We start from the raw sequence: 14,874 nt of genomic DNA, 5'->3' as shown, positions 1-14,874 counted from the left end.
GAGATTGCTAAGCTGTTTATTTAAATACCGGCTCCCGGAACTGGGCCAGCTTGGCCGCGGAATCCTTCTCCACATCAGCATGCAGGCTGTTGCCATGCGCATCCATGGTGACGATTGCAGCGAATCCGTCTACCTGCAGATGCCACATGGCCTCCGGAATTCCGAACTCCATGAAATCAACCGCGTTAACCTTCTTGATGCATTCTGCATAGTACTGGGCTGCACCGCCAATGGCGTTGAGATAGACGCCGCCGTGTTCGCCTAATGCCTTCAACGTTTTCGGGCCCATTCCGCCTTTGCCGATTACGGCACGGATGCCGAATTTCTTAATGATATCGCCTTGATAAGGCTCCTCGCGGATGCTGGTGGTTGGACCAGCAGCCTTCACATGCCAGCCCTCATCATCCTTCAGCATAACCGGACCACAGTGATAGATGACCGCACCGTTCAGGTCGACGGGAGCGTCGTGATCCATCAGATATTTGTGCAGGGCATCGCGGCCGGTGTGCATCTCGCCGGAGAGAATAACTACATCACCAACGCGCAGGCTGCGGATATCCTCCTCGCTGATCGGCGTGGTCAGGCGGATTTCGCGCGAACCACCCGATACGGCGGAGCCTGCGGCAGCAGGTTCGATTACCTTGCCGTTACCCGGGATAGCAGCATCAGAAGCAGCTTCCCCAGTTCCTGACAAGATGGCCGGAGCCGCAGGAATCGTTGCATCCTCTGGAATCATGCCCTGCGAAATGCCGTCAGCAGCAGAGACAGCTACCGGTTCAGTTACTTGCACTAAGGCTTCTTCCCCTTCTACAGAAATGCCTGTGCCGCTCTCATAGAGCCATTCCTTAATGTCCCCGGTTGCCGGATTTACCAGTATCCCCTGACGGCGGAAGGCCCAGCAATTATATGCCACCGAGACAAAGAAGCTCGCCGGCAGCCGGTTCATCACTCCGATTTTGCAGCCCAGCAGCGTAACTTCACCGCCGAAGCCCATCGTTCCGATCCCGAGCTTGTTGGCATTCTCCATAATGTAATCTTCCAGCTTGCCCAGATCTTGGGTGGGATTCACATCCTCGACCTTGCGGAACAGCTGCTTCTTGGCCAGCTCATAGCCCGTTGTACGGTCACCGCCGATGCCTACGCCAATGAAGCCTGCACTGCACCCCTGGCCCTGCGCCTGATAGACCGAATGAAGAATACATTTGCGGATGCCGTCAAGATCACGTCCGGCTTTGCCCAGACCCTCCAGCTCTGCCGGGAGACTATACTGAATATTCTTATTCTCGCAGCCGCCGCCCTTCAGAATGAGCCTTACATCAATGCCTTCCTCTTCCCACTGCTCGAAATGAATCACCGGCGTGCCTGCACCCAGATTGTCCCCGCTGTTCTCGCCTGTAAGGGAATCTACGGAATTGGGCCGCAGCTTGCCGTTCTTCGTCGCCCGGATTATCGCGCTATGAATATCCTTCTTCATCTCTATCTGATTCACGCCTACCGGCGTATGAATTATAAAAGTCGGCATCCCTGTATCCTGGCAGATCGGCGATACCTGGAGCTCAGCCATACCGATATTCTGGGCAATCGTGGTCAGTGCCAGTCCGGAGCGGGTCGCCTTGTCTTCCAGCGCACGCCCTCTGGCGACCGCCCGGCGTACATCACCCGGTAAATTCGTGGAGGTCTCTACGATCAGATTATAAATGCTGTCTTCAAAATGCTGCATCTTCATTCAGTCTCCTCTCCATCTGTTTCAAGCTGCCCTAACTCTGTTACAATTAGTTATTATCATATCATATTAAGCCGCTCATGAAAGGGGTTACTTAAAAATTGAACTACCATTTCTCTGCCTATCTCTACCGGCTGCAATATATCCAGCGCTGGAGCCTCATGCGCAGCACCGCCCCTGAGAACGTGGCGCAGCATTCGTTCCAGGTGGCCCTGCTGGCGCACATGCTGTGCACCATCGGCAATGTCCACTTCGGCCGGTCGCTGAACGCCGACCGCGCATCCACAATGGCGTTGTTCCACGACGCCACCGAGGTATTCACCGGCGACATCGCCACGCCGGTGAAGCATAACAACCCGCTGCTGCTGTCCAGCTTCCGCGAGATGGAGCGGGTCGCCGCTGAGCGCCTCGCGGCGATGATCCCGCCGGAGCTGAGCGCAGTCTATGCGCCGCTCCTGCAGCCGCAGGACAGCCCGCCCGGCTCCGAGGATGCCGGACTGCTCCGCTACGTCAAGGCGGCGGATGTGCTCGACGCCTATCTGAAATGCGTCTGGGAAACCGCCGCAGGCAACCGCGAATTCGCGGCCGCCCGGGAGCAGACGGCCGCGAAGCTGCACGGGCTCGCCCTGCCGGAGATGGAGTATTTCCTTACCCATATGGCTCCGGGCTTCGAGCTGTCGCTGGACGAGCTGTCTTCAAGCATGAGTCCGGAGAAGCCCGCCGACTAGCCGGAAACCGTGCGGCCTCTTGAAGAATGCAGCATCGCACCGTCCGTTTGGCCCTGCAATGCAAATAACCCGCCTCACGGCGGGTTATTTGCATCAAGTTAAGGCATGGCTAACGGCTCATCCAGGCTGTCCCAGTCTTTGAACACCGGCTGCAGCCCTTTTTCCTCGAGCATCTCCTTAATCTCCTGCACGCTGCGGTTGTCTGAGATTTCAAACTGCGGGGTGCCGCCTTCCAGAGAATGTCCGCCTACTTCGGTGGATACCCCTGCAGACATCCTGGTGATGCCGAGATGGACCAGATGATCGCGCAGGGCTGCCGGCTCCCGCGTGGACAGTGAAATACCGGAACGCGGCAGAAACAGGCGGTAGGCCAGGATAATCTGCACCAGCGCACGGTCGGTTACATCACTCGCAGGATTAAATTCCCCCAGGTACGGCCGAAAACGGGGAATGGACAAACCGATTTCGCACTCCGGATACTTGTCCTGTAAGTACCTGGCGTGCAGTGCAGTCGCGAGGGCCTCCTGACGCCATTCGTACATTCCCAGCAGGGCTCCGATATTTACCGAGCGGAATCCGGCCAGGCAGCCACGCTCAGGCGCATCCAGTCGGTTGCGGTACACCCGCTTGGGACCCTTCACATGCAGCTGGCGGTAAGTCTCCTGATGATAGACCTCCTGATACAGCGTCAGACCGTCTACTCCTGCCTGTCTGAGGTCAGCGTATTCTTCGGTAGTGAGCGGATTCACTTCAATGCTGACTGAAGAGAAATAGCCGCGGAGCACCTCCACGCAGTCTTTCAGATAACTGACCGGACTTTCATTCCGGGATTCTCCGGTCAGAATCAGAATGTGGCGCAGCCCTGTGGCTGCGATTGTTTCCGCTTCCCGCCGGACCTCCTCCAGTGTCAGTTTTTTGCGCGGAAAATCATAGATAGAGCTAAAGCTGCAGTAGGTACAATGGTTGACGCAGAAATCAGCCAGATACATCGGTGTAAACAGCTGCATCACATGACCGAATTGCGTACGTGTCAATCTATGCGCCTTCTGCGCCATCTCTTCGAGGTAAGGCTCCGCTGCCGGTGACAGCAAAGCCATCACCCCGTCCTCGTCCAGCCGCTCCAGACGAAGCGCCCGCTTCACATCAAGCGCAGTATACTGCTTCCATGCCCCCTCGTAGGGAAGCTTGTCCAGCCGTGTCAGCCTATCATAAAAGCTCATGTCCTTCCCCCCTCTTCATAAACAGCATCAGTCATGCCAGAAATCCGGTCAACGGCGAAGAAGCTGCGGCTGTCTCTTCCACCGGCCCCAGCCCGGCCAGATAGGCCTTCCGCCCCGCCGACACCGCTTCGCGGAATGCCTCCGCCATCAGCTGCGGGTCCCGGGCGGTGGCAATTGCCGTATTCAGCAGCACAGCGGCTGCGCCCATTTCCATCGCCTCAGCAGCCTCGGAGGGTCTGCCAATACCGGCATCCACGATGATGGGCAGACCCGTTTCTGATATCAGAATCCGGATCAGCTCCTTGGTCTGCAGCCCGCGGTTAGAGCCGATTGGCGCTCCCAGCGGCATGACGGCTGCAGCTCCGGCCGCCTTCAGCCGGAGTGCGGCTGACAGATCAGGACTCATGTAGGGCAGAACTACGAAACCCTCCGCAGCTAGGATTTCCGTGGCTCGGATCGTCTCGGTATTATCAGGCAGCAGATATTTCTGATCATTGATAACCTCAATCTTCACCCAGTCTCCCAGCCCCGCTGACCTTGCCAGCCGGGCAATGCGTACCGCTTCCTCTGCGGTGCGCGCACCGGAGGTATTGGGCAGCAGCGTCATGTGGGAAGGAATATGGCTGATAATATTGTCCTTGCTCTCCGGATCTACCCGGCGCAGGGCAACCGTAATGACCTGTGAACCCGAGCGGGCGATCACTTCGGGAATAAGAGTGTTGCGGCTGTATTTTCCGGTCCCGATGAACAGTCTGCTCGTTAAAGTAACTCCTCCAATAATCAAAGGATCCTGCATCATATCGCCTCCTGTGATAAGTCGCTGCCTTTATCTTAATTGCGTATTGGCGTATTGGCATTCTTGCATCTGCCGCACGCACAGTTACCAGTTACCTAGCCTCCGCCGACAAAATGAACCAGCTCAACTCGGTCACCTTCATTCAGCAATGTATCTTCATAAACCTCTCTGCCGGCAAGCTCACCATTCAGCTCCACAATAACCAGCTTCCCGGTCCACTCAGGCCGGGCCAGAAGATCAGCCAGCGTCCGGCAGCTCTCTTCATACCTTCCTCTGCGTCCGTTAACGGTCAAATTCATTCCAGTTCACCTCCTTTGCCCGGTATGGGGGTCATTCAGGACTTCAGCATATGCTGCGGCCTGAACGGATGATCTGTAAGCCTCAGCGGCGCCAGCAGGATCCGTCGCTCCGCATATCCCGGACATTACGGCTATTCCGGCAGCCCCCTTCGACAGAACGATTCCGGTATTGCCCGGTGTGATGCCTCCGATAGCAATCAGCGGTATACTGCTGGAGCGGACAGCCACTTCCAGCTGCTCCAGGCCCCGTTCCCGCTGTCCGGGCTTGCAGGCCGTAGGAAATACATGTCCATACAGACAAAAGTCCGCTCCCTGCTGTCCGGCGCGTGCCGCTTCCTCCGGGGAATGCACCGACCTGCCCAGCCGCAGGCCCGGGGCAATACCGCTCGCCTTGGCAGGCGGCAGGCTGTGCCAGGCCAATTGGACGCCGGCTGCCCCTGCTGCCAGAGCCACATCAATCCGGTCATTAATAACCAGCTTTGAGGGCGGAACCCCCGCTTGCAGCAACCGCTCTGCGGCAGCCAGAAGCTCAAGTGCGGACAGGGCTTTTTCCCGGAGATGGATATAATCCACCATGGTATGTACAGCAGCAGCCAGTCCGGCAAACTGCTCCGGATTCAGCCTCCCGTCCGAGATCAAATGGATTTCTTTCAGCACCTTCACCTTCCCTTCTATACGGCATTCCGGAAAATACAAAAAGACCGCCCCCTGTATCAGGAAGCAGTCCGGAATATAAGCAGGAATACCGGGTAAGCCGTTACCCCCGCTGCATTATTCATTCTCCACTTCCCTACGCTGGTATAAACCAGATCAGGTTCAAAGGGTCCGAACAGATATGTTCGTCTCAGCCTTGCGGCACCCCTAGTGATCGTTCATATTCTATTGTTCTTGCAGTTTGTATATTAGCATATTATTCCTGTAAGAGCTATTCTTTAATAGATTCAATTATTAAGTCCAGCGGGTTTAAGCGGCAAAAAAGCCAGCCTTCCGGCTGACTTTTCATCTGTTGAACGTTTGATTCTTTAAACAGTATAAACTTATCCGGCTTACAAAGCAGTGCCAATGGTCAGCCGTTAACGATCTCGCCGCCGTTCACATGCATGACCTGACCGCTTACATAAGAGGAATCGTCAGAAGCCAGATACACATAGGCCGGTGCCAGCTCCTCGGGCTGTCCCGGACGCTTCATCGGCTGGGTGCCGCCGAATTCACTGACCTTCTTCGCGTCAAACGTAGACGGAATCAGCGGCGTCCAGATCGGGCCCGGTGCTACCGCGTTTACCCGGATGCCTTTGTCTGCGAGATTCATCGACAGGGAGCGGGTGAAGCTGAGAATTGCTCCTTTGGTGGACGAATAGTCCAGCAGCTGCGGGCTGCCGCGGTACGCCGTGATAGACGTAGTGTTGATGATCGTGGAGCCTTTTTTGAGATGGGGCATCGCTGCCTTGGTCAGATAGAACATGGAGAATATATTCGTCCGGAACGTCCGCTCCAGCTGCTCGGCGGTAATGTCCTCAATGGTCTCCTGCGGATGCTGCTCTGCCGCATTGTTAATCAGGATGTCCAGCTTGCCGAGTCCCTCAATGGTTTTATTAATCAGATCCTGACAGAAGGCCTCAACCCCGATATCACCGGAGATCAGAATACACTTCCGCCCCTCCTGCTCCACCTGGCGCTTGGTTTCTTCCGCATCTTCATGCTCATTCAGATAGGATATCACTACATCTGCGCCTTCTTTGGCAAAATGAACGGCAACCGCACGACCGATTCCACTGTCCCCTCCGGTAATGAGTGCGGCCTTGCCCAGCAGCTTGCCTGCTGCCTTGTAAGCTGAGGTTTCAAACTCCGGAAGCGGATTCATCTCGCTTTCAATTCCGGGCTGCTGGTCCTGTACCTGCGGAGGCAGGGTTTTGACGGGTTGTTTGCTGGTGTCTGGCATAATCCATTCTCCTTTCGCTGTACCGTTATACTGTTTTTACTAATCATGTTAGGTTGGCTAAAAGTCTGGTGTTTATGCATCATACTTGCCTAGCAAAAATCGCTTTACGTTATTTTACTTACCACATAGGGAAGCCGGCCAAACAGAAAATCTTGAGTCCAACGCGTTCCCGCTCCATTTTAGAGCCTGCAGAAGGAGAGTTATCCTCATGTCCAAAAAATCAAAAAGCATCATCGTTGCCGTCAAAGGTGTCATCCTGTATCAGGGCAGAATCCTCATCGTCAAGCGGGCTGCCGCCGATTCTGCAGGTGCCGGAAGCTGGGAATGTGCCGGAGGCAAAATCGAATTCGGTGAAAGCCTGGAGGCTGCACTGGAAAGAGAAATTCTTGAGGAAACCGGACTGGCGGTTACGACAGAACGTATCCTTTATGCGGTGACCCTGCTCACTGACCCTGCTAGACAGGTAGTGATTATCACCTATTTATGCCGCGCAGCCCGTGGCGAAATCCAGCTCTCGGAAGAGCATACCGATTACCGCTGGTGCACCGTGAGCGAAATGAACGCCCTGCTGCCGCCGCAGATTATCGCTGACTTTCAGGAGCACGGCATTTTTGAGCTGGAAGGGTTGTTACGGTAAGTAATGAACGGTTTCTACAAGAATATTATATATATCCGGACATTTTTATATCCTATACTTTCTCTTGGAAGACAACCATCTTCACTGGAGGGTTCACTATCTGCCATGGGAAATGAAAATGAGATTATACGATTGACTAACGCGACGTTAATCGACGGAACGGGGCGCCAGCCGCTGTACAATGCAAGCATTGAAATTGTTAATGGCCGGTTCGGCATGATTGCCGGGCCAGGGAGCAGCGGGCTGGAGCATGACTCAGTAACGGAGATAGATCTTGAGGGGCTTGTGGTCCTGCCGGGATTTATTCATACCCATGCACACACCAGCTTCAAATTTATACAGAACGAGCCTCTTCACGGGTACCATAAGGAATATTTAGCCGCCTGTCTCTCAGAAGGAATAACCACGATCCGTGACGAGGGGATGACTACAGCCGCAACGCTTGACGATGTGACGGCACACACACAAGCGCTGGACCGCGGATCTTTTCCCCGAATAATCACAACCGGCAAAGTCTTCACGGCTCCCGGCGGGTATGGCGGGCAGGCCCCTATCGGAGTTGGAAGTGCGGATGAAGCCAGATTGAAGGTCCGCGAGGTATTAGAACAAGGGATACATTGTATCAAAACAGCGCTTGAAGACGGTTACGATTCCAGTACAATCGGACTGCCACAGCTGAATCAGGAGCTTCTGGAGAGTATCTGCAGGGAAGCCCGGAGGATGGGGGCTTATGTGTCAGCTCATGTAACCAGTGCACGCAACCTTCAGATTCTGGTGAATGCGGGGATTAACGATGCTGCGCATATGATTTACGACCGGCTGGACGATGACCTGATCCGGCAAATGACAGCCTCCAATATCCGGATCGTCCCCACACTCACTGTATTGAAGATGTTTCAGGACAAATTCGGCGCCCCTCTGTTAGAACAAGGACTGGATAATGTCCGGAGATTCATCCAGGCAGGCGGAGAGATTGGCCTCGGGGATGATTTCATCGAAGAAGAAAGCCCGTGGTACAGGCTGGGAATGCCATGGGAAGAAATTCGTTTATTGGGCGAGGCGGGTCTCACCCCGATGCAGATTATCACAGCCGCCACTTCAACCGGTGCAAAGATATGCAATCTGGCGGAAGAGATTGGCACGATTGAGACGGGCAAAAAGGCGGATCTGTTTGTGATAGAGGGCAACCCGCTTACGGATATAGACAATCTCCGGAAAGTCAGATTTGTGATGATGGACGGCAGGGTCGTATCGAAATAGGGGGTTATATTGTTTGATTTAAGACCGCTTTCCCAAGGAAAGCGGCCTTTTTCAATTTATAGTGCCCTGTATGGTTCCCGGCAGTCCTATCTACAACTGATCCGCCACTGCCTTCAACGCAATAATCTTGTTCGCCGCCGTTACCTCCAGCACCGCCTTCTGCGCATCCGTCAACTACATTTGGCCCTGTTACCTCCATGGAGGCACATTGTGTTCGATTTTTCGCATACATTCGGCTTGATCACCTCCCCGGAAGCTGATTGTATTCGATTTTTCGCATACATTCAGCACGGTTACCTCCGCGGAGGCACCTTGTGTTCGATTTTTCGCATACATTCGTCCCGGTTACCTTCTCGGAGGCACATTGTATTCGATTTTTCGCATACATTGCCCCTCATCCGCTCCCGCTTCCGGGATATTCAGCGGGATTCCTGAGGACAAGAACACATCGTCCTTCAAACGGATCTGCTTCAGTGTCTTACACAACAAAAGGCCCTGGCAGCCTAAGCTGCCAGAGCCTTTGATACTCGCGTTCCTCCCTATAAATCAGGAGCCAGGTTTAAATAAGGCGACGGTACACCATGAAAAAGATCATGATAACCAGCACGACCATCAGCAGCAGGCTCATGGTCCGGATCTTGGCGGTTTCGGCAGAGACATCACGGTTCTCCCGCATTCCGGCCGCAGCCAGGCGCAGGGGTCCGCTCATTATGCCGCCAAGCGCAAACATCGCCAGGAGCAGCACAACAACAACGATCATCCAGGCGACAGAATAGTCACCCTTGGTCATCATATAGCCTCCGGTCAACAGCTGGATAACTAGTCCATACTGGGCAAAGCGGTTGAAGCCGCCGATGGCGCTCAAGGTACCTTCCTTCGCCGGGGCGGACAGCTTCGCCGTCCCGCTCAGAATAAACGGCAATACCAGATAGAAGCCAAGCGCCAGCGTGCCGATCATATGCAGGAAAAAGAAAATACGGTCCATATCAATCTCCTCCGATTACATTGTAGGATTAAATAGCAGCAAAGCCCAATCTCTGCCTGCAAAAAGGGGCTTCAGCAGCCGCCCGCTAACGTTACTTACACAGTTACTGCTGAAGTGACTGCACGGACAGAATCGGCTGATTTATCCAGAGCAGCCTTCTCTTCTGCCGTAAGCTCCAGCTCGAAAATCTTCTCGATGCCATCCGCACCGAGGAGCGCCGGAATACCCATGAATAAATTATCGTAACCATATTCACCTTCAAGCAGGGCAATTACAGGAATAATCCGTTTCTTGTCCTTGAGGATTGCTTCCGTCATCTGAACCAGTGACGCGGCGGGTGCATAATAAGCGCTGCCGTTACCCAGCAGGCTGACGATTTCACCGCCGCCGACACGGGTACGCTGCACAATCTCAGCAATGCGTTCCGCAGGGATGAGCGTGTCGATCGGAATACCGCCAACACTGGAATAACGCACAAGCGGAACCATATCATCCCCATGACCGCCCAGTACGAAACCGCGTACATCTTCAACCGAAACATTAAGCTCCTGGGCGATGAATGTACAGTAACGCGCTGTATCGAGTACGCCGGATTGTCCGATTACGCGATTCTTCGGAAAGCCGAGTGCATTGTAAGCCACATAAGTCATGGCATCGACCGGATTGCTCAGAATGATCACGATAGATTCGGGGGCTACCCGTTTCACGTTCTCGCAGACCGACTTGACGATGCCCGCATTGGTATTGACCAGATCATCACGGCTCATGCCGGGCTTGCGTGCAATCCCTGCCGTAATAATGACGATGTCGGAATCGGCTGCATCTTCGTAGCTTGAAGTTCCGGTGATCTGGGCATCGAATTTCTGCACAGGTCCGGCTTCCAGCATATCAAGCGCTTTACCTTTGGTCGGATTCTCCAGTTGGGGAATATCGAGCAGCACTACATTGCCAAGCTCCTTCTGGGCAAGCATAAGCGCCGTAGTCGCACCGGTGAATCCGGCACCTACGACAGTGATTTTATAACGTTTGATGGCCACGGGAAGACCTCCTAAGGGTTGGATAGCATACACTTCGTTCATTTCACTTCGCAAGACTGCCCCGGAGCATGAACCAATGATGTTGAATGGGCTGGCAGATGCACAAGCATAAGTATAAGCTGCACGTATGTGCAGCTTATACTTGTTATATACCAGTTAGCCTGCTTATAGATTGCTGATAATCTCGTCAGCAAAGGCGGAGCATTTCAGCTCTGTAGCGCCTTCCATCTGGCGGGCAAAGTCATAAGTAACCGTCTTATTGTTAATCGCGGTGCTCATTCCCTTATAGATCAGGTCAGCCGCTTCCTGCCAGCCCAGATGCTCAAGCAGCATAACGCCGGAGAGAATAACCGAACCCGGATTCACAACGTCCTTATCCGCATATTTAGGTGCTGTACCATGAGTAGCTTCAAAAATAGCATGTCCAGTAATATAGTTAATGTTCGCTCCCGGAGCGATACCGATGCCGCCGATCTGGGCAGCCAGTGCGTCGGAGAGGTAATCCCCGTTCAGGTTCAGCGTCGCGATGACATCGAAATCGGTCGGACGGGTCAATACCTGCTGCAGAGCAATGTCGGCGATAGCGTCCTTGACAATAACTTTGCCGGCTGCTTCGGCTTCCTTCTGGGCAGCATTTGCTGCAGCTTCACCATCACGTTCCTTGATGACATCATATTGGTTCCAGGTGAAGACCTTGTCGCCGAACTCCTGTTCAGCCACTTCGTAGCCCCAGTTCTTAAATGCACCTTCGGTGAATTTCATGATATTGCCTTTGTGTACCAGCGTTACGCTCTTGCGTCCGTGCTTGATGGCATACTCAACCGCAGAACGCACCAGGCGCTTCGAGCCTTCCTCGGATACAGGCTTAATGCCGATACCGGAAGTTTCCGGGAAGCGGATCTTGTTCACGCCCATTTCCTTCTGCAGGAACTCGATAACCTTCTTCACTTCAGCGGAACCTTCCTGATATTCAATCCCGGCATAGATATCTTCAGTATTCTCACGGAAAATAACCATATCCACCAGCTCCGGATGCTTCACTGGTGAAGGAACACCATCGAAATAACGTACCGGACGCAGACATACATACAGGTCCAGCTCCTGGCGCAGCGCCACATTCAGAGAGCGGATACCGCCTCCGATCGGAGTTGTCAGCGGGCCTTTGATGGCTACAATATACTCGCGGATTGCTTCCAGTGTGTCATTCGGCAGCCATTCACCATATGTATTGAAGGCTTTCTCGCCGGCAAAAACTTCGTACCAGGCAATCTGCTTCGTGCCGCCGTAAGCTTTCTCTACAGCCGCATCCAGCACCCGCTTGGAGGCTTTCCAAATGTCACGGCCTGTACCGTCACCCTCGATAAAAGGGATGATCGGCTGATCCGGAACCAGCAGCTTGCCGTCTTCGATTGTAATTTGTTCGCCTTCTGTGGGCAGATCGTACTTTTCCAGTTTCAACATTAGTGGGAATTCCTCCTAAAAGTATGATGTACAAGCAATAATCAATAAGCAGTTGCTGCATATATTATAGTTCATTGTACTAAAGGGGTGGAGCGGCCCGCAAGGGGCCGCCTTGTTATCGTTCGTCTACAGGGACGTATTTCATGTCGGACATGCCGGTATATTCCGCACGCGGCCGGATAATCCGGTTGTCTTCATACTGCTCCAGAATATGCGCAGTCCAGCCCGAGGTCCGGCTGATCGCGAAGATCGGAGTGAACAGCTCACGTTCAATACCCAGCTGTGTATAGACGGATGCCGAATAGAAGTCGACATTCGGTTTGAGCCCTTTTTGCCCCGTAATCAGCTCTTCAACCTTGACCGACATGTCATAGAGCGTAGTATCATTCTTCATCGTGCCCAGCTCATAGGACATCTTCATCAGATGTTTGGCCCGCGGATCTCCGTTCTTGTATACACGGTGTCCGAAGCCCATGATCTTCTCACGGCGTTCCAGCTTGCCTTGGACATACGGCTCAACGGCATCGAGCGTGCCGATTTCCTCCAGCATCTTCATCACGGCTTCATTCGCACCGCCATGCAGCGGCCCCTTAAGCGCGCCAATAGCCGAAGTAACTCCGGAATAGATGTCAGACAGTGTAGCCACAGTTACCCGTCCGGCAAAAGTGGAAGCATTCAGCTCATGGTCTGCATGCAGCACGAGGGCTGTATCCAGCGCCTTGACGGATACGATATCCGGCTGCTCTCCCCACAGCATGTAGAGGAAGTTCTCGGCGATGGTCAGGCCTTCCTTCGGTGCTACCGGCTCAAGTCCCTTACGGATGCGTGCCAATGCGGCAACCACAGTCGGAATCTGTGCCTGAAGCTTCACAGCTTTGATCTGATTCGCTTCACGGCTCATATCATCCGCAGCCTCGTCGTACAGTGCCAGGGCGGATACGGCGGAGCGCAGGGCCGCCATCGTGTTGGCTTCCTTCGGATACAGCTTCATCTGGGCAAGCACCTGATCCGGGATCTGGGCTGAAGCGCTCAGGTCGCGGCGCAGCGTTTCAAGCTCCGGTACCGTCGGCAGATTGCCGAACCACAGCAAATAAGCGGTCTCCTCAAAGGTGGCATTATCCGCCAGATCATCAATATCATAACCGCGGTAAGTGAGCACTCCATCCACAATGGAGCTGATCGATGAGGTCGTTGCAACGATGCCTTCAAGTCCTTTAGTAGCTGTCATAGTATCTCTCTCCTTTGCCAACAAGGGTATATAATGCTGGTTCTAACCTCATGAAAACATTTACATTTTTAAGTATTTCAATTCTCCGCAAAAGGCGTTAGGACAGGGGCTGAAGATTGCAACTATATTTCTGCTGTTTAACCTGTAATAATCATACCGGATTTTGACGGTTATGTGAACAACGTGGGAGCTTTGCAGCGGATCAAATGATTTTATCGGAGAGATAGAAAAAAACTAACGAAAAACCTGTTTCATGATTACGCTTTCAGGTTAGTAAGCTTCTCCATTCTGCCCTTTTCCGTCCCTGCTAGTCTTTTCGCATGCTCTATGAATATACATAAGACGAGCAGTTATTCCTTGTACACCCGTTAGAGTAGGAGGGACCGGATATCGATACACTTGTACTCAAAAGAGTGCTGCGCGGCCTGTGGGTCGTGCTTGCCGCCGCCGTGATCCTGCTGGCTGTTTATGTACTGCTGCCGCTCCTCTATCCCCTGCTGCTGGCCTGGCTGCTGGCTTACCTTATACATCCGCTGGTGCTGATCCTGCGGGGGCTGAAGCTCCCGGGCTGGCTGGCGGTGGCCCTCTCACTGCTTTTTTATATTGGAGGTACGGGCCTCGTACTGACCGCGCTGATTACCCGGCTGGTGAAGGAGCTCATTGTGCTGCTCCAGACCTTCGACCTCCATACAGACCAATGGCGCGAGCTGCTGCTGAAGGTTAGCCGCAACGCCAGCATTCAGAATATTATTAACCAGATCAACCAGTTTTACCACGACAATCCGGGTTACCATGCCACGATTGACAGTAATATCAGCAGAACCACGGAAACTGTAGGCCACGCCATGACACAGCTGATTACCGGATTCTTCAACATGATTCTGGGGCTGATCTCCTCGCTGCCGAGCCTCGGCACGATTCTGATCGTGATCGTACTGGCCGCCTTCTTCCTCAGCACCGGCTGGGAACGGCATAACGCCAAGCTGCTCTCACTCCTCCCCGCTCCGCTGCTGCGGCCGGTCTCGGAGATCTGGAAGGACCTGCGCAAGGCGCTGTTCGGCTACCTCCGTGCCCAGCTCGTGCTGATCTCCGTAACTGCGGTGATCGTAATCATCGGCCTGCTGCTGCTGGGCGTAGACTCTGCCTTCGCCATTGGCCTGACCATCGGCATCGTCGATCTGGTGCCTTATCTCGGGGTTGGCATCGTGATCCTCCCCTGGGCGCTGTATTCCTACATGACCGGGAACCTGGCTCTGGCGGTTGGCCTTCTGGTGCTGTATGGCATCATTCTGATCACCCGGCAGGTCCTTGAGCCGAAGGTGCTGGCCAGCAGCATCGGGCTTGACCCGCTCGCCATGCTGATCGGCATGTTCGCCGGACTTCAGCTGTTCGGCATGCTCGGCCTGATCCTCGGCCCGGTGCTGCTCGTCATACTGGACGCGTTCGGCCGCGCCGGCGTGTTCCGCGCACTGCGCAGCTACATCCTCAGCGGCCGGCTGCATTAGCTTTATACGCCAACACCTCACAAGCTCCTTGAATACCAGTAGAGCAAATAGCCGGT

Annotated in this window: 14 protein-coding genes and 1 riboswitch; of the genes, 4 read left to right on the top strand and 10 right to left on the bottom strand. The window is 54.0% G+C overall.

The annotated features are described in order from the left end of the window. Positions 1-16 precede the first annotated feature (16 nt). Positions 17-1,720, bottom strand: coding sequence for a fumarate hydratase (locus tag NSU01_RS10935; RefSeq protein WP_076242859.1), 1,704 nt, complete (start codon positions 1,718-1,720; stop codon positions 17-19). 104 nt (positions 1,721-1,824) lie between these two features. On the opposite strand from NSU01_RS10935, the gene yfbR reads away from it, so the two are divergent. Continuing rightward, on the top strand, positions 1,825-2,451 hold the full coding sequence (gene yfbR / locus NSU01_RS10930; protein WP_076242753.1) for a 5'-deoxynucleotidase: 627 nt from the start codon (positions 1,825-1,827) through the stop codon (positions 2,449-2,451). Between the two features lie 98 nt (positions 2,452-2,549). Here yfbR and thiH read toward each other — a convergent pair whose 3' ends face one another. From thiH to NSU01_RS10905, 5 genes are all read right to left on the bottom strand, one after another. Further along, positions 2,550-3,671 carry a 2-iminoacetate synthase ThiH gene (thiH, locus tag NSU01_RS10925; RefSeq protein ID WP_076242752.1) on the bottom strand — a complete coding sequence of 374 codons (1,122 nt, stop codon included), beginning with the start codon at positions 3,669-3,671 and terminating at the stop codon, positions 2,550-2,552. A 31-nt stretch (positions 3,672-3,702) separates the two neighbouring features. Continuing rightward, positions 3,703-4,467 carry a thiazole synthase gene (locus NSU01_RS10920; protein WP_042135433.1) on the bottom strand — a complete coding sequence of 255 codons (765 nt, stop codon included), beginning with the start codon at positions 4,465-4,467 and terminating at the stop codon, positions 3,703-3,705. A 95-nt stretch (positions 4,468-4,562) separates the two neighbouring features. Then, positions 4,563-4,766, bottom strand: a complete 204-nt coding sequence (gene thiS / locus NSU01_RS10915) for a sulfur carrier protein ThiS (RefSeq protein ID WP_076242751.1) — start codon at positions 4,764-4,766, stop codon at positions 4,563-4,565. Positions 4,767-4,772: 6 nt separating this feature from the next. After that, positions 4,773-5,462: a thiamine phosphate synthase gene (locus NSU01_RS10910; protein ID WP_256703752.1), complete on the bottom strand. Its 690-nt coding sequence runs from the start codon at positions 5,460-5,462 to the stop codon at positions 4,773-4,775. Between the two features lie 74 nt (positions 5,463-5,536). Further along, a riboswitch (TPP riboswitch) is annotated at positions 5,537-5,639 on the bottom strand. 193 nt (positions 5,640-5,832) lie between these two features. Beyond that, entirely contained in the window at positions 5,833-6,705 is an 873-nt protein-coding gene (locus NSU01_RS10905) for an SDR family oxidoreductase (RefSeq protein ID WP_039307699.1), read from the bottom strand. Positions 6,706-6,913: 208 nt separating this feature from the next. Between NSU01_RS10905 and NSU01_RS10900 the strand changes: the two genes are divergently transcribed. Beyond that, positions 6,914-7,342 carry an NUDIX domain-containing protein gene (locus NSU01_RS10900; protein WP_042135429.1) on the top strand — a complete coding sequence of 143 codons (429 nt, stop codon included), beginning with the start codon at positions 6,914-6,916 and terminating at the stop codon, positions 7,340-7,342. A gap of 105 nt (positions 7,343-7,447) precedes the next feature. Beyond that, positions 7,448-8,602, top strand: coding sequence for an amidohydrolase family protein (locus NSU01_RS10895; protein ID WP_076242750.1), 1,155 nt, complete (start codon positions 7,448-7,450; stop codon positions 8,600-8,602). A 559-nt stretch (positions 8,603-9,161) separates the two neighbouring features. On the opposite strand, the gene NSU01_RS10890 is transcribed toward NSU01_RS10895, so the two are convergent. The 4 genes from NSU01_RS10890 to NSU01_RS10875 all read right to left on the bottom strand — a co-directional run bounded on the left by NSU01_RS10890 (position 9,162) and on the right by NSU01_RS10875 (position 13,313). Beyond that, positions 9,162-9,587 carry a hypothetical protein gene (locus tag NSU01_RS10890; RefSeq protein WP_076242749.1) on the bottom strand — a complete coding sequence of 142 codons (426 nt, stop codon included), beginning with the start codon at positions 9,585-9,587 and terminating at the stop codon, positions 9,162-9,164. Positions 9,588-9,682: 95 nt separating this feature from the next. Further along, positions 9,683-10,624 (bottom strand): malate dehydrogenase, encoded by a 942-nt coding sequence (mdh, locus tag NSU01_RS10885; protein ID WP_039307689.1) that lies wholly within the window; start codon positions 10,622-10,624, stop codon positions 9,683-9,685. 165 nt (positions 10,625-10,789) lie between these two features. Beyond that, complete coding sequence (icd, locus tag NSU01_RS10880) at positions 10,790-12,085, bottom strand: NADP-dependent isocitrate dehydrogenase (RefSeq protein ID WP_042135425.1); 1,296 nt, start codon at positions 12,083-12,085, stop codon at positions 10,790-10,792. Between the two features lie 115 nt (positions 12,086-12,200). Beyond that, the gene (locus tag NSU01_RS10875) at positions 12,201-13,313 is read right to left on the bottom strand and encodes a citrate/2-methylcitrate synthase (protein WP_042135423.1); all 1,113 of its coding nucleotides are present in this window, start codon (positions 13,311-13,313) and stop codon (positions 12,201-12,203) included. 389 nt (positions 13,314-13,702) lie between these two features. Here NSU01_RS10875 and ytvI point away from each other — a divergent pair, with 389 nt between their 5' ends. Next, positions 13,703-14,818: a sporulation integral membrane protein YtvI gene (gene ytvI / locus NSU01_RS10870; protein WP_039307681.1), complete on the top strand. Its 1,116-nt coding sequence runs from the start codon at positions 13,703-13,705 to the stop codon at positions 14,816-14,818. Positions 14,819-14,874: the final 56 nt, after the last annotated feature.

Origin of the sequence: Paenibacillus sp. FSL H8-0259 (assembly GCF_037963255.1) — a bacterium.
Taxonomy (GTDB): domain Bacteria; phylum Bacillota; class Bacilli; order Paenibacillales; family Paenibacillaceae; genus Paenibacillus_AQ; species Paenibacillus_AQ phytohabitans.
Note: the sequence above shows the minus strand (reverse complement) of the source record. Positions and strands in the feature narration are given on the sequence as shown.

Bases quoted from the DNA above. Each gene is read 5' to 3' on its own strand.
- NSU01_RS10920 (WP_042135433.1), bottom strand. From the start codon at position 4,467: ATGCAGGATCCTTTGATTATTGGAGGAGTTACTTTAACGAGCAGACTG.
- NSU01_RS10895 (WP_076242750.1), top strand. From the start codon at position 7,448: ATGGGAAATGAAAATGAGATTATACGATTGACTAACGCGACGTTAATC.
- NSU01_RS10875 (WP_042135423.1), bottom strand. From the start codon at position 13,313: ATGACAGCTACTAAAGGACTTGAAGGCATCGTTGCAACGACCTCATCG.
- icd (WP_042135425.1), bottom strand. From the start codon at position 12,085: ATGTTGAAACTGGAAAAGTACGATCTGCCCACAGAAGGCGAACAAATT.
- NSU01_RS10935 (WP_076242859.1), bottom strand. From the start codon at position 1,720: ATGCAGCATTTTGAAGACAGCATTTATAATCTGATCGTAGAGACCTCC.
- NSU01_RS10890 (WP_076242749.1), bottom strand. From the start codon at position 9,587: ATGGACCGTATTTTCTTTTTCCTGCATATGATCGGCACGCTGGCGCTT.
- NSU01_RS10900 (WP_042135429.1), top strand. From the start codon at position 6,914: ATGTCCAAAAAATCAAAAAGCATCATCGTTGCCGTCAAAGGTGTCATC.
- NSU01_RS10905 (WP_039307699.1), bottom strand. From the start codon at position 6,705: ATGCCAGACACCAGCAAACAACCCGTCAAAACCCTGCCTCCGCAGGTA.
- thiS (WP_076242751.1), bottom strand. From the start codon at position 4,766: ATGAATTTGACCGTTAACGGACGCAGAGGAAGGTATGAAGAGAGCTGC.
- thiH (WP_076242752.1), bottom strand. From the start codon at position 3,671: ATGAGCTTTTATGATAGGCTGACACGGCTGGACAAGCTTCCCTACGAG.